15 protein-coding genes are annotated in these 14627 nt (G+C 43.5%); 7 read left to right on the plus strand and 8 right to left on the minus strand.

Annotated features, from left to right (window positions below):
* Nucleotides 1-361 precede the first annotated feature (361 nt).
* Nucleotides 362-1309, plus strand: coding sequence for an LD-carboxypeptidase (locus B1A85_RS06570; RefSeq protein ID WP_104546064.1), 948 nt, complete (start codon nt 362-364; stop codon nt 1307-1309).
* 69 nt (nt 1310-1378) lie between these two features.
* Here the strand turns inward: B1A85_RS06570 and B1A85_RS06575 are convergent, their stop codons facing one another.
* Nucleotides 1379-1675, minus strand: coding sequence for a hypothetical protein (locus B1A85_RS06575; protein WP_104546065.1), 297 nt, complete (start codon nt 1673-1675; stop codon nt 1379-1381).
* 196 nt (nt 1676-1871) lie between these two features.
* Here B1A85_RS06575 and hemE point away from each other — a divergent pair, with 196 nt between their 5' ends.
* Nucleotides 1872-2921 carry a uroporphyrinogen decarboxylase gene (gene hemE, locus B1A85_RS06580; protein WP_104546066.1) on the plus strand — a complete coding sequence of 350 codons (1050 nt, stop codon included), beginning with the start codon at nt 1872-1874 and terminating at the stop codon, nt 2919-2921.
* Between the two features lie 10 nt (nt 2922-2931).
* On the opposite strand, the gene B1A85_RS25995 is transcribed toward hemE, so the two are convergent.
* Together B1A85_RS25995 and B1A85_RS26000 are read right to left on the minus strand one after the other, a co-directional pair.
* The gene (locus tag B1A85_RS25995) at nt 2932-3150 is read right to left on the minus strand and encodes a four helix bundle protein (RefSeq protein WP_371681624.1); all 219 of its coding nucleotides are present in this window, start codon (nt 3148-3150) and stop codon (nt 2932-2934) included.
* Nucleotides 3140-3268 (minus strand): four helix bundle protein, encoded by a 129-nt coding sequence (locus tag B1A85_RS26000; RefSeq protein WP_210404207.1) that lies wholly within the window; start codon nt 3266-3268, stop codon nt 3140-3142. Before B1A85_RS26000 ends, B1A85_RS25995 begins: the two co-directional genes overlap by 11 nt.
* 172 nt (nt 3269-3440) lie before the next feature.
* On the opposite strand from B1A85_RS26000, the gene B1A85_RS06590 reads away from it, so the two are divergent.
* The 4 genes from B1A85_RS06590 (at nt 3441) to B1A85_RS06600 (ending at nt 7097) form a co-directional block, all read left to right on the plus strand.
* Nucleotides 3441-4391 carry an NAD(P)-dependent oxidoreductase gene (locus B1A85_RS06590; RefSeq protein WP_104546067.1) on the plus strand — a complete coding sequence of 317 codons (951 nt, stop codon included), beginning with the start codon at nt 3441-3443 and terminating at the stop codon, nt 4389-4391.
* A gap of 216 nt (nt 4392-4607) precedes the next feature.
* Entirely contained in the window at nt 4608-6188 is a 1581-nt protein-coding gene (locus B1A85_RS06595) for a B12-binding domain-containing radical SAM protein (RefSeq protein ID WP_104546068.1), read from the plus strand.
* A gap of 25 nt (nt 6189-6213) precedes the next feature.
* Complete coding sequence (locus tag B1A85_RS23850) at nt 6214-6351, plus strand: hypothetical protein (protein WP_168192352.1); 138 nt, start codon at nt 6214-6216, stop codon at nt 6349-6351.
* Nucleotides 6352-6521: 170 nt separating this feature from the next.
* Nucleotides 6522-7097 (plus strand): Uma2 family endonuclease, encoded by a 576-nt coding sequence (locus tag B1A85_RS06600; protein WP_104546322.1) that lies wholly within the window; start codon nt 6522-6524, stop codon nt 7095-7097.
* Nucleotides 7098-7437: 340 nt separating this feature from the next.
* On the opposite strand, the gene B1A85_RS06605 is transcribed toward B1A85_RS06600, so the two are convergent.
* Nucleotides 7438-7533: a cytochrome b6-f complex subunit PetL gene (locus tag B1A85_RS06605; RefSeq protein WP_104546069.1), complete on the minus strand. Its 96-nt coding sequence runs from the start codon at nt 7531-7533 to the stop codon at nt 7438-7440.
* 109 nt (nt 7534-7642) lie between these two features.
* Here B1A85_RS06605 and aroB point away from each other — a divergent pair, with 109 nt between their 5' ends.
* The gene (gene aroB / locus B1A85_RS06610) at nt 7643-8731 is read left to right on the plus strand and encodes a 3-dehydroquinate synthase (protein ID WP_104546070.1); all 1089 of its coding nucleotides are present in this window, start codon (nt 7643-7645) and stop codon (nt 8729-8731) included.
* 195 nt (nt 8732-8926) lie between these two features.
* On the opposite strand, the gene B1A85_RS06615 is transcribed toward aroB, so the two are convergent.
* The 4 genes from B1A85_RS06615 to B1A85_RS06630 all read right to left on the minus strand — a co-directional run bounded on the left by B1A85_RS06615 (nt 8927) and on the right by B1A85_RS06630 (nt 14617).
* On the minus strand, nt 8927-10867 hold the full coding sequence (locus B1A85_RS06615) for a hypothetical protein (protein WP_104546071.1): 1941 nt from the start codon (nt 10865-10867) through the stop codon (nt 8927-8929).
* A gap of 37 nt (nt 10868-10904) precedes the next feature.
* On the minus strand, nt 10905-12674 hold the full coding sequence (locus B1A85_RS06620) for a hypothetical protein (RefSeq protein WP_104546072.1): 1770 nt from the start codon (nt 12672-12674) through the stop codon (nt 10905-10907).
* 8 nt (nt 12675-12682) lie between these two features.
* Complete coding sequence (locus tag B1A85_RS06625) at nt 12683-13600, minus strand: glycosyltransferase family 2 protein (protein WP_104546073.1); 918 nt, start codon at nt 13598-13600, stop codon at nt 12683-12685.
* 156 nt (nt 13601-13756) lie between these two features.
* The gene (locus B1A85_RS06630) at nt 13757-14617 is read right to left on the minus strand and encodes a glycosyltransferase family 2 protein (protein ID WP_104546074.1); all 861 of its coding nucleotides are present in this window, start codon (nt 14615-14617) and stop codon (nt 13757-13759) included.
* Between the last annotated feature and the right edge of the window lie 10 nt (nt 14618-14627).

A 14627-nucleotide genomic window follows, 5' to 3' on the forward strand; every position in this document is an offset into this window, starting at 1 on the left:
TACTCAGCAATCGCGCCTTTGTTTTTTCAATATCGACACTACGCCATTTAGGATTTTAAAGTGTGCGTGACAAAAATTATAGTTAATTCAACTGGTACGTTGAAATATTAAACTTCCTGCATGATTCACACTCTTCCTACGACTTTCTTCGGGGCTATCCAGACAAAGGGTGCATTCGTACCCTAAAATAGGGTTTTTGTCTAGCTACGAATTCATTTTCATTTGCTTGCTAGCAGGATTTTCGGTGTTGCCATCAGTGTATTCGGTATGCTGGGGTAGATAGTGACTTAATCGCAAATCAAAACCTTAAGTTTTTAAAGGTTAACTTTAGAAATATTCAAGCATATTATTGAACAAGTTAATGAAACGCTGCCAATTACCACCGTTATTGAAGCCAGGCGACTTACTACAAGTAATTGCACCTAGTGGGGCATTAAGAGAAGTAGAAGCATTTTATCAGGGAGTAGAAATTTGGCGAAAGCGCGGCTACCGCGTAGAAATCAGCGCTAACATCAATAATCGCTGGGGCTACTTAGCAGGCAAAGACTGCGATCGCACTTTTCAATTACTCAACGCATGGAAAGATCCTGAATGTCGCGGAATTCTTTGTGCAAGAGGTGGTTACGGTAGTGCCAGAATTTTAGAAGCATCAGGGGAATTTATTTTTAATTCTGCGTTTCCTGCTAAGTGGTTAATTGGCTTTTCTGACATTACAGCATTACTATGGAGTCTTAGCACAGTTGGTATTGCTGGCGTTCATGCCCCTGTACTCACAACGTTAGCTAAAGAACCTGATTGGTCAATTCAGCGGTTATTTGCTTTAGTCGAAAGTCACAGTGTTACTCCCCTAGTCGGAACAGGTTGGGGAGGTGGTAGCGCGCGCGGGATTTTGCTACCAGCAAATCTTACAGTTGCTACCCATCTACTCGGAACACCGCTACAACCCGATCTAGATGGTGTCATTCTTGCCTTAGAAGACGTTACCGAAGCACCCTATCGAATCGATCGCTTACTGACCCAGTGGCGTTTAAGCGGTGCATTGACAAAAGTTCGGGGTATTGCCTTAGGGCGATTTAGTCGCTGCGAACCACCACCAAATATTCCCAGTTTAACGATCGAAGAAGTATTGCGCGATCGCCTCAGCGATCTAGGTATTCCTGTTGTTTCCGACCTACCATTCGGTCATGATGGTGCTAACGCCGCCCTTCCTGTTGGCATCCCTGTACAGTTAGATGGAGACACAGGTATCTTAAGCTTTGAGACAAGTGCTTATAGCAGGGAGCAGGGGTCAGTCGGGGGTCAAAGTTAAACTCTTGTCAAATTAATTACTATTGGCTGCTATCATGTCCTCACTCTATTGTTCTCTGCGTTGTATTCGTTAAGAACTAACTTTGCTCATTTTCAGCAATTCCGCTGCAATTTCTTCCCACTCCTGACTCAAAGAAGCTGTAGATTCAGGGCGCTTGCTACGTCGATACCAGTAGCGTGCGTTACTTAAATCTCCTTCTTGACGATGTAGGTAAGCATGAACCCAAGCGCTATCAGCATCATCTGCATCTTGGACAATTTCATGCGCTCGATCCCAGTTTCCTTTTTTGGCATACCACAACGCTTGTAATGCGGGTGATAGCGATGTAGGGCAGCTTGCTTGTTGTACAAATTCGTCTAATTGCATACGCGATCGCGACAAATCTATCTATCGTTCATCATGCCAAATTGGGCGAACACTTTTTCTCTGTAGATAGAAAGGTTTTGCACGAAGCAAGAAACAAGCACAGAACGATCAGCTAATACTTCTCAAAGAGTTGACGCGATCGCCACTGATACAATGAACAATGGCATAAAAAACATTCTTTAAGGTGAAAAGTTAAATGACCGTTGCTACCCAAGTTCCTTATCTATTACGAGCAGCATATGGTGAAACTTTAGATCGTCCGCCAGTATGGATGATGCGGCAAGCAGGTCGCTATATGAAAGCCTATCGGGAACTACGGGAGAAATATCCTTCGTTTCGCGAACGTTCTGAAATTCCTGAAGTGGCAATTGAAGTTTCTTTACAACCCTGGCGGGCGTTTCAACCGGATGGCGTAATTTTATTTTCCGATATTGTAACGCCGCTACCTGGCTTAGGTGTAGACATGGATATTGCTGAAGGCAAAGGTCCTATTATTGCCTCGCCAATTCGTACACAAGCACAAGTCGATCAATTGCGTCCGCTGGAACCTGAAGAATCATTACCGTTTATTAAAACAATTTTACAAGCGTTGCGCCAAGAAGTCGGAAATAAAGCTGCGGTGTTAGGTTTTGTAGGTGCGCCGTGGACGCTTGCAGCCTATATGGTAGAGGGTAAAGGTTCCAAAACTTATTCCAAAATTAAGGGAATGGCGTTTTCCGACCCCACAATTTTGCATCAACTCCTAACGAAATTAGCTGATGCGATCGCAACTTACGTCCGCTACCAAATCGACTGCGGGGCGCAAGTTGTGCAAATGTTCGATTCGTGGGCGGGAGAACTCTCTCCGCAAGATTACGAAACGTTTGCTTTACCCTATCAACAGCGCGTTTTTCAGCAAGTCAAGCAAACACATCCTGATACACCGTTAATATTACTCGTCAGTGGCAGTGCAGGCTTACTAGAACGAATGGCAAAATCAGGCGCAGATATCATTTCGGTCGATTGGACTGTTGATATGGCAGATGCACGTGCCAGATTAGGTCATATGAAAGTGCAGGGAAACCTCGACCCTGGAGTGCTATTTGGTTCCAAAGAATTTATTCGCGATCGCATTTACGATACTGTGCGCAAAGCGGGAAATCGAGGACATATCTTAAATCTCGGTCACGGTGTCTTACCCGACACGCCCGAAGAAAATGTCGCTTTCTTCTTCGAGACAGCAAAGCAGATTAAGATCGATGGTTAGTGACTAGTAACTAGTGGCTAGTGGAAGAGAGTTTAGCTCTTAGCGATTTCTGCAAGCCACGAATCATTCTAGCAACTTCGTTCGTCCTAGATAGTACTATCTCTAAATCCGTTTTTTCCAAATATGCTAGTGACGATGCCAAAATTAACTGTGTTTCTAGTTCTGCTAGCGAACCAAGTGCTACTAAGAGAAAGTACAAAAAACTCTTTCGTAGAATTTCAGGCTGCACCCTCTGCTATATTTGATGGCACAGAAACAACTGCTTTTTGGATTTGGCGTGACAAACCGTACATTTCTTGGTTAGGGAATTTATAGGTTAGATAATAAATGCTAGTAGCCAAATTCATAGCATTTTGCCAGAATTTCAAGTCTTTATAACTGTAAATTTCCCCTTTAATATTCTGGGTAGAACTAAGTATAATTTATCACTAAATATCATTGACTAGCCACTAACCAATAGCCATTGATCGTGAACTCAAGTACAGTCCATCACTTATATCTAGCTACTAGCCACTGATTATGAAAATTCTAGTTACAGGTGCCAGTGGCTGTATCGGTCATTACATCAGTGAAACTTTAATTCAGGAAACTCATCACGAGTTGTATTTACTCGTCAGGAGTCCGCAAAAACTGCAAGTCGATACAAACTGTCGCCCAGGAATTCACGTGTTGCAGGGCGATATGCAAAACATTCGCGCCTTTGCTAATTTACTGCAAACAATTGACACTGCAATTCTCGCTGCGACTGCTTGGGGTGGTGCAGAAACTTACGATATTAATGTTACCAAAACGCAAGAATTACTAAGCTTATTATCACCAAAATGTCAACAGGTAATTTACTTTTCCACAGCAAGCATTCTCGATCGCAACGGTAACTTGCTGCCTCAAGCAGGTGAAATTGGTACAGATTATATTCGCTCTAAATATGACTGTCACCAGCAATTGAGTCAACAGGCGATCGCATCCAAAACCACAATTCTATTTCCAACTTTGGTCATAGGAGGTGATGCCAACAAACCATATTCGCACCTTACTAGTGGCTTACCTGAAGTTACAAAATGGGTAGATTTGATTCGCTTCTTCCAAGCTGACGGTAGTTTTCACTTCATTCACGGACGCGATATTGCTCAAGTCGTGCGCTATTTAGTTGACCATCCACCGATGGAAAATGAATCGCGTTCTCTTGTCCTCGGTCAAGCACCCTTAACCGTAAACCAAGCTGTCGAAGAACTTTGTCGATATTTTAATAAAAAAATTTATTTTCGGATTCCGTTAACTTTGTCTCTAGCCAACGCGATCGTCGCCTTATTTCGCATTCAAATGGCAGCTTGGGATCGCTTTTGTTTAGACTACCGCCATTTTACGTATCGCAATGCTGTCAATCCAGCAACATTTGGTTTACCAAACTACTGCGCAACTCTCAGCGATGTCTTAAGAATTAGCGGTATTCCTGCTCGCAAAAAGTTATGAAGGAACATAAATAGTTAATATTAAGTTTTGTGCTTTTATGGCTCAGCGACTTGATAACTCTTTTATCAAGAATTTAAAAATATCACACTTGTAAAATTAACTGTATAGTAGTTAAAAACAAGAGATACCGATTAGTATTCAATCCGGCTGAGTTTATTAACCTTCAGCTAAACAGAAAATAAAACTAACAGTAATTTGTGTGGGGATAGAGATTATATGCGAGTTCTACTAGTTTATCCTCGGTTTCCCAAAACGTTTTGGTCATACGAAAAAATTCTAGAATTGGTTAATCGTAAAGTTTTGCTACCGCCATTAGGTTTAGTTACCGTAGCAGCAATCTTGCCGCAAGCATGGGAGTTTAAATTAGTAGACCGTAATATTCGTCCCGTTACTGAAGCCGAGTGGCAATGGGCAGATCTTGTGATTATGTCGGCGATGATTGTCCAGAAAGACGACCTTCTCGACCAAATTCGGGAAGCCAAACGGCGAGGAAAGCGCGTTGCAGTTGGCGGTCCTTACCCGACTTCAGTTCCGCAAGAAGCCGAAATTGCTGGTGCAGACTATCTCATACTTGATGAAGGTGAAATCACCTTACCGATGTTTGTCGAAGCGATCGCCCGCGGCGAAACTAAAGGGACGTTTCGTGCAAACGGTGAAAAACCTGATGTCACGACAACGCCAATTCCACGTTACGACTTGTTAGAATTCGACGCGTATGATTCGATGTCGATTCAATTCTCGCGCGGGTGTCCGTTTCAGTGCGAGTTTTGCGACATTATTGTACTTTACGGACGTAAACCCCGCACAAAATCACCAAAACAACTTTTAGCCGAACTAGAGTATCTCTACAATTTGGGATGGCGGCGTGGTGTATTTATGGTAGATGACAACTTCATTGGTAATAAACGCAATGTCAAGTTGTTGTTACAAGAATTAAAAGTCTGGCAGGCTGAACATCAGTATCCGTTTCGATTTAACACCGAAGCATCGGTCGATCTCGCGCAAGACCGAGAATTGATGGATTTGATGGTGGAATGTAACTTTGATGCTGTCTTCTTAGGAATTGAAACCCCTGATGAAGATAGCTTACAGCTAACGAAGAAATTTCAAAATACGCGCAGTTCACTCATCGAGTCAGTACAAACGATTACTCGCGCTGGGTTAAGACCGATCGCAGGGTTTATTATCGGTTTTGATGGCGAAAAAGCAGGTGCAGGCGATCGCATTGTTCGTTTTGCTGAACAAACTGCTATTCCGACAACGACGTTTGCGATGTTGCAAGCATTACCGAATACCGCATTGTGGCACCGATTAGACAAAGAAGGACGCTTGCGCGGCAAAGATGGCAATATTAACCAGACAACTTTGATGAACTTTATCCCGACGCGATCGCTCGAAGAAATCACGCGGGAATATATCGAGTCATTCTGGCAACTATACGACCCAATCAAGTACTTAGACCGCACTTATCGCTGTTTTTTAATGCTGGGCGCGCCTAAATGCAAAGCCCCAGCTAAAATGCCGAGTTGGGTAGATATTCGTGCCTTGTTAATCGTTTGCTGGCGACAAGGAATTAAGCGCAATACGCGCTGGAAGTTTTGGCATCACTTGTTTAGCATTCTGAAAAATAACCCCGAAGTGTGGGATCATTACCTTGCTGTGTGCGCCCACAACGAGCATTTCTTAGAATACCGTCAGATTGTCCGCGACCAACTCGAAGCACAACTTGCAGAGTTTCTCGCAAGAGAAGCAGAAATTGCCGCACAAGAAATCAAAACAAGTGTATTAGCATCCTAGCAGAGAGCAATCAGGGTGATGCTATATGGTTGCGGCCTTTCAAGTTCAGGTGTTCAATAACACGAGGATCAATTCCGAACTTATACAAAAAGCGATCGCCTTCAGTCGCAGTTTTTTCCCAGCGTTACAACTCACAGTTGATGAAATTCTAGCAGTTGGATAACTATAGCAGGATTCAGAGGTCAGAGCTATAAAAGAATGACCTTTTAGCGATCGCGCTTATTGCTTGCTTGTATTACCTCTTGGTCAACGCCTTGGATCTTCATCAGGCTGAGTTAAGGTTAAATTAGCTACCACCATCCAACGCATCCACCCTATTCGGTCAAAGCTATGATTCAACAACTCAAACCCCGATTCCAAAGCTTCGACGAATATTTAGCTTACGACGATGGCACAGAGCGGCTTTACGAACTATTTAATGGAGAACTTATCGAAGTGCCTCCAGAGTCTGGTATTAATGTGCAAATTGCCAATCGCCTATTTTTGGCGTTTGCCTTGCTTTTAGGAACGGATAGAGTGCGCGGACATGGACTGGAACTGGAGGTGCGTGGCGAACCTAGAAATCGCTACCCTGACCTTACAATTATTAGAGAAGAGCACGTGTCGCTGTTAGCCCAACGCAATACAATTCGGCTGACAATGCCTCCACCTTTGCTGGTAATTGAGGTAGTAAGCCCTGGGGAACTCCAGTGGCACCGCGATTATGTAGCCAAACGAATACAGTACGAGGATTTGGGAATCTCAGAGTATTGGATTGTCAACCCGCAAGCGCAAACAGTGCTGGTGCTAGCATTAGATGGAAATACGTTTACCGAACTAGGGATGTTTTCTGGAGAGGAGCCAGTGCGATCGCGTCAATTTACCAACTTATCATTAACCCCTAACGCCCTGTTTGTTGCCGCAGAGTAATAACCTCAATTGGGAATACTTGGCTGCGAATGATGCTATCCTGAGCGAGGAAAATGAATTCATATGCACTGTCTTGAAGACGAAACCATTCGATGTGATTTTCGTTGGTGCCTTACTCAAGTCAGTGCCAAAGGTGAGTCTTTGATCCAAGGCTATATGTGTTGTAATGAAGATGCTACGTAAACAATTTCTTCAATCAGTGTTGTCTTCCTGAGATGAGGTGCGAGTCAAGCGAACGCCACTTTCAAACCATAGAAGAACGTTAGCTACAGTTCACCGTCACAAATATCGCGTTGAAACGCGAGAACAAAATTCACGTAGCATCTTTCGACACGCGCTTTTAAAGTAATTTAACGGCGCGTAAACCAAACAGTAAACCAACTGCCAGCGCAAAGAATCCACCAAGGATGACAACGTAAGCGACAACTCCTAACATAGTTTTCGTTTAAGTAATTTATGACAAAGATTTAAAAATATTAAATCACATATTCACATATAGAATAACAGTGCATCACATCTGAGTGCTGACACAACAGGTTTTGACAATGCAGACAATTCGGCTAAATTTACCGCAACAAGCTTATGATATTGCGATCGCGCCTGGCGGAATCGCCAAGCTAGGGGAATTGATGTCGCATCTATCGTTAGGTAAAAAAGTTTTGTTGGTTTCCAACCATACGGTATCTCAGCATTACGGCGATCGCGCGATCGCGTCTTTAGAAAATGCCGGATTTGATGTGAGTAGTTACAACCTACCCGACGGCGAACAATACAAAACACTCGCTTCAGTAGAGCAACTTTATAATATAGCCCTAGAGAACCGCCTAGAACGCTCTTCAACGATGGTTGCTTTGGGTGGTGGTGTGATTGGTGATATGACAGGTTTTGCGGCGGCTACGTGGCTGCGCGGTATCAATTTTGTGCAAGTACCTACGACGCTGTTAGCAATGGTTGATGCGGCGATTGGTGGGAAGACTGGAGTTAATCATCCCCAAGGTAAAAATCTTATTGGTGCGTTTCATCAACCTAAGTTAGTACTTATCGATCCGCAAGTATTGCAAACACTTCCAGAACGGGAATTTCGGGCAGGTATGGCGGAAGTGATAAAATATGGCGTGATTTGGGATGCCGAATTATTTACGCAGTTAGAAAAGTGCGATCGCTCGGATCAATTTCACTCGTTAAGTGAAAACTTGTTACAAGAAATTTTGGTGCGATCGTGTCAAGCTAAAGCCGATGTCGTGAGCAAAGATGAAAAAGAAGCTGGATTGCGCGCGATTCTTAATTACGGACACACTATCGGTCATGCAGTCGAAAGCTTAACAGGCTATCGTGTTGTCAATCACGGTGAAGCTGTCGCCATTGGGATGGTCGCGGCTGGACAACTAGCTGTTAATCTGGGTTTGTGGGACCAAGAATCGCAAGATCGTCAGTTGGCATTGATCCAAAAAACAGGGTTACCGACAAAGTTACCAATAGGAATCGATCGCGACGCGATCGTGGATGCGTTGCAAACTGATAAAAAAGTTAAAGCGGGTAAAGTTCGATTTGTATTGCCAACCCAAATTGGTGTTGTGAAAGTAACCGATCGAGTTTCTTCACAAGCAATTTCTCAAGTTTTGCAACGAATGTAGGTTTAACTGAGAACTTGCACTACTCTCAGCACTACTCTCAGCCCGCTTGGGAATCAATTCCCAGGCTGATAGCTCAAGCCCATTCAAAGTGGGCTGAAAGGCTGATTCAGTCTGATTCGTCAGACTTTGGTTGTTAGCCTGCACTTTATAGTGCAAAAGAGTGGGTAATGGATGAAATTAGGATAACATATCAGTTCAAGGAGCTTTTGTGAGGCACTCTGCTTGTATGACTCTTAAACCTTGAGTTTCAAAAACCGAACAGCGATCCGCAAGTTTTGCCATAGCAGGTACTATTCCTTGCTTGAACCTTGTTTCTGCCATTGCTGCGGCGGGTTGATACTGGTTAATCCAAAGATTATTATTAACTTCCCGCGCACCGCGATCGCTCGGTAAATAAGGCGTGAGTAGGCGATCGCGATCTACCACAAAAAAATCTACACTATATTTTTGAATAAAGCTTGACAACTGCTCGCGATCGGGGCTGTATTGAGCATCAATTAAGTCAAGCAGCCGCTGCCGTAACTCGTTGTAGTACCCTGTATGGTAGGGAATCGCAAATTCCCTTGCGACTAGTACAGAGCGATGGGAAAACGCTGGTAGATTACTTGCTTCGCGTTCTAGCGAGGCGATCGTGATATCTTTTGGCTGCTGGGCAAAGAACGCATACAATTCAGGAAACTTGCCAACTTGATAACCAGTAGCTGGAAAGTTAAAGTCTTTGCTCAATAAAAGCGCTGGGTATGAAATTAAACCTATTGCTAAAATTGCGGCAAGGAAAATTGTGGCAAAGCTTTGTTTACTCGTTGTGTTGCTTCGTGCTAACCAAATCGCGTCTATGAGTAGTAGTAAAAAAACTCCCGCAGCAACAGCTGCTATCTGTCGTACGCTAAATGTTGTGTAAAATGCAAGCAAAACTCCTAGAAGTGCTGCTAGCGAGACGGCTACAATGCTTTTTCCTAAAATACTTTGCTGCGCGCGTAGCTTGACACGAAATGCAGCATCTAATAATACAGTCAGCGCAATTCCAGCAGCGATCGCCGTTAGCATCCTTAAACTCGGCTGCGTGTAGCGACTAGGTAAATAAAGCTTAAACAGCAAAAGGTGTGCGGCTAAAAATAAGCTTACAGAGACTAAAGCTATTTGCGGCAAGATAATGACAGCGCTGGTAATCTGCTTCACAAGGGGAAAGCGAACATTGTATCGCCACATCAATGGCAACAGTAAACCAACACAAAGCAGCAATGGAAAATAGTTGTAGGGTAAGCCTCGCCACTCGCTAGGGAAAAAACCACTACGACCGGCAAACAGCCAAAACTCTCTTCGATTTGGAATAAAAAAGCTGGTGCGCCCATCAGCTGAAAATTCTGGCATTGCTTGCGCTTGTGCGAGCGTATATGTCTGCCCAAATTCAGAAGGAGTTAAGACATAAGGTAACATCACCAATACAGCTAAGCCTAAGCCGATAGCACAGAATAGATAATTTTTGCGTCGCGATAAACTTAACTTTCCGTCCCAACTCAGGATTCGTACAAACAAGATACCAGCGACAATCAGGATAAACGAGGGGTAAAATAGTCCGATGAGAAGCACAGTAGCTAGACAAGGCAGGAGCGATCGCCGCAGTAAATAGTACAAAAATGCTAAAAATAAAGGATACGCAAAAGCTCTTGCTGTACCAGTCGCTAAGTCATCCTTCAACCACAGGTTTTGATTGAGTATTAGTGTTGTCATAAATCCTGCGGTGGGTACGGGCAATATCTGCATGCTAACTCCAAAGCCGTATACCGTAGATATCAAACCCAGCACAACTGGTACAATCTTACTGACAACGACTGGATCGATGCCTGCAATTGCAAAAGCTCTGTAAAAAGCTGTATATCCTGGTGGTGCTACAGATAAATAGTAGTCTGCAATAAAATCATTGGGAAACGACGAGTCTAAAAATCGCCGCATCCAGACAACGTGTTGTCGGGCGTCATCTTGCACAACATAGTTACTGCTAAAAGCTTCATTAAGCGCTAGCAAACTGAACAGTAATGCCAACGTTATGCTCAAAGTCAACCAAAATATGAATTGACGGCTGGAAGTTTTAGTCGTTGGAGCCGTAAGAAATTTGTGCGCGCGCGTTATGAGCATAGCAGTTGATTAAAATCGAATGTGTTTAAAATAATGTTTACTTTGCTGAAGCAATACATTCGGCTTGCATAACAACTAATCCTTGAGACTCAAATACCGAACAGCGATCGATAAAAGTCGCTAAAGCTGGAACTGAACCTTGTGCGAGTTTAGCTCTAATAGTTTGAATATCAGGCTGAAACTGTCTTTGACTCAACCACCGATGGCGCGCTAAATATTCTGGTGAAAACGCGGCGCGATCTAATAACCAGAAGTCTATACCATATTTCTGAATGACGTTTTTTACAGTAGCTAAATCTAAGCTGTACTGCGCGCGCACTAAATCTGTTGCCCGCTGGCTAAATTCACGCTGGTATCCTACATGATAAGGAATGGCAAGTTCCCGACTTGCTAGGACTGACCGCTGCGAAAAGGTGGGTAAATTATCCGTTTCTTCTGTCAGCGATGCAATTACAATATCTTTGGGTTGCTGCCTGAAAAACGCATAGAGTTCTGGTACAGTACCCGTCACATAACCAGGGCTAGGAAACTCTTGTCCAGTCAATCGCAAAAAACTAGGATATAAGATCAGGGCTGCGCCTACTAATGCAGTTACACCGAAGACGAAAAATTTACGCGTCGGTTGTTCTGCCCAGCGCAACAGTGCATCTAAAATTAAGATCAGTGCTATTCCTGTAGCGATCGCTAAGACAATTCGCAAGCTATGTTGCGTGTAGCGGCTAGGCAGATAAAGCTTGAACAATACCGCGTGCGCCGCAAAAAACATAAAAAATGAGACGATCGCAATGTCAAGTAAAACTCGCGATTGCTTGACGTACTTGACTAAAGGAAATCGCTGGGGAAATAGTAATAAAATCGGCAATAAAAAACCTAACCAAATTGGTGGCGACAGCAAAAACGGCTGTATTGATGCTCTCCAAGAGGGTTGACACCATTCATCGGGTAAAAAACCGCTACGTCTACCACAAATCCAATATCTCCAAAGCCCACTTGCAAAAAATTGCGTGCGCCCTCCAGGTAAAAACTCAGGTAAGGCTCTTGCTTGCGCTTCACTAATCGTAGGACCAAACGGCGACGACTCAAGCACGTAGGGTAGCATCACCAAAAAAGCAACGACTAAGCCTGCTGCACAAAATAGATAATCGTTGCGATTTCGAGATAAACGCGGACGCGATCGCTCCCAGCGGACTAACTGTAAAATTAAGACTCCAGCTGAGATAAGTAAGGTTTGCGGATAGAATAAACCTTGCAGTGCGATCGCCACGAGCGTTGGCAGCCAGGCGCGTCGTAGAAAGTAATATAAAAATGCTAAAAATAATGGATACAAAAAAGCTCTTGCTGTTGCCGATCCTAAGTCTTCTTTAAGCCAGAGGCTTTGATTCAGCAGCAATGAAGCGATAAATCCTGCTGCGGGTACAGGAAGTATTTCTAAAGCCACACCAAAACAGTATCCAGTAGTAATTAGCCCTAGCACGATTGGCAAAACTTTACTCAAAAACAGCGGATTAACGCCGATACTTGCCATGATTTGATAGAGCGCAGTGTATGCTTGTGGCGCAACTGATTGAAAATAATCGGCAAGAAAATCGTTAGGAAACAATTCAGGGTCGAAAAACCGCTGCATCCAAAAGACGTGCTGTCGTGCGTCATCTTGCACGACATATTCACTGCTAAACGCTTGCTGTAGTCCTAAAATTCCATAAATCAGCGCAAACGTCATACTGAGGCTAAACCAGAACACAACCTGACGATTCAACGTTTTAGCCACAGGAACGGTGCAAAATTGCCGTAAATATTTATTTAACATGGCAGGTGTTATGTGCGTTTGTCGAGCATGTCAGCTAGCAGCGCGAACATCATCATCTGAGTAGCAGTCACAAAGAGAATTAACGTTCTCTCTGTTAGATCGTGGCGAATAAAGAGATCCTCACATAACGTAATGAAAAAGCCAGCAAAGAACACGCTTGCGATCGGCAAAAACACGCGTAAAGGAGCAAAATATACTCCCGTTCGCAAAATCAATTGAATAAAACGCAACGTGTCGCGAATCGGTTTAATTTTGCTTTTACCTACTCGATGATGAAAATCGATTGGCTCAAAGTGGACGATGTAGTTATTTGTCAGCATCGCCACCGTAATTGTGGTTGTAAAGCTGAACGTGTTGGGGAGAATATTTAAATACTTTTCTGCAATACTCTTGCGAAACACCCGCAGTCCACTATTAAGATCTGGAATGCGATGTCTCGTTATCCACTGGGCAAAGTGAACTAAAAACCATTTTGGAATTCTGCGAATGCGCGAATAGCGAACGTTTGCACCAATTCTCGCGCCTACAACCATATCGGCTTGAGTTGCTAACCTAACTAATTCTGGAATTCGTTCGTTAGGATACGTACCATCAGCATCGGTGATGACAATTAATGGATACTTGGCGTGTCGAATTCCTGTCTTGAGCGCTGCGCCGTATCCCCGATTGCGGCGATGATGAATTACAGTGATATCGCTACGCGTAAGTAAAATCCGGCTTGTATTATCTGTAGAACCGTCATTAACAGCGATAATCTCGTAGATGCAATCGGTGAACTGAAGTGTCTGCTGTAGATGATCGAGCGTTGCTATAATCCCATCTTCTTCGTTATATACCGGAAGAATGAGTGAAAAGGGCGGACAGCCAGAATCTGACTTCAGATCTAATGGGTAGGCGGCATCTTCATACAGTAGCTTTTCCCGCATAAAATTTTGTAACCGAATTATCTGGAGGAAATAGTAGGAAGTCGGAAACGAAGGCTTTCTAAGATATCAGGGTACAGCAAAGACGTTGCGTATGATTAATAACATTAATGGTTTCTCAATAATTCTGTCAACGCTAGTTAATTTATAGTAATTAAACTATTTATGAAATTGTCTAGCGAGCCTAGAAAGCGTGGAACGAGGATGAATTCGCATCGCCCACAACACGTGAGAAATTGCGGCTAAATTTTGACCTACTTCATAAGAATTTAGAGCGTGTTCGTAGACAAATCGTGCAAACATTTTAGGGTGAGCTTTAAATAGCGATTCGTGTTTTTGAATTAAGCGATGAAAGTTTTTCTGACGTAGTGAGGGATTCTTTGAAACGCGCGGACCTGAGTGAGAAAATAGTCTATAAGTAACTATGGGTAAACCAAGTAGCGAACAAACTTGATTAAGCCTTAAAAATAATTCAGTATGAACGCGCGAGGAAAATGATTCGTCAAATCCGCCAATTTTGAGAAGTATCTCGCGCTCTACAACTAATGTCTGTTTAGTGAAAAATGATTGTCCTGGAGCGATTGGTTCTAAGCAAAAATGCTTTCCTTTAACCAAAGTCGGCGGTAGGCGGGTACCCGTAATTTTACCATCTGCATTGAAAACTTCGATACCAGATATTACTCCTACAGGTTTTGGCAAATCTGTTTTTTCAACCGCTGCAAGTGAGACAGCAACAAGGTGCGGTAGCATTTCGTCGTCGTCATCAACAAAAGTAATCCATTGTCCGCGAGCAGCTTTAATACCAGCATTGCGGGCTGCGGCTCCGCCTTGATTGACTGTTTGACGAAGAATTCGTAATCGCGGGTGTTCTGGTAATGTCACAGGCTGCGGCGAAGCATCATCGACAACAATCACCTCAAAATCTTCTACCGTTTGCGCTAAGGCACTTTTGACAGCGCGTGGTAACAAGTCAGGTCTGTTGTACGTAGGAATAATAATACTAACTAGCGGATTGTGCATTGTTGCAGTT

Source organism: Chroococcidiopsis sp. TS-821, from assembly GCF_002939305.1.
In the GTDB taxonomy this organism is placed as follows: Bacteria; Cyanobacteriota; Cyanobacteriia; order Cyanobacteriales; family Chroococcidiopsidaceae; genus Chroogloeocystis.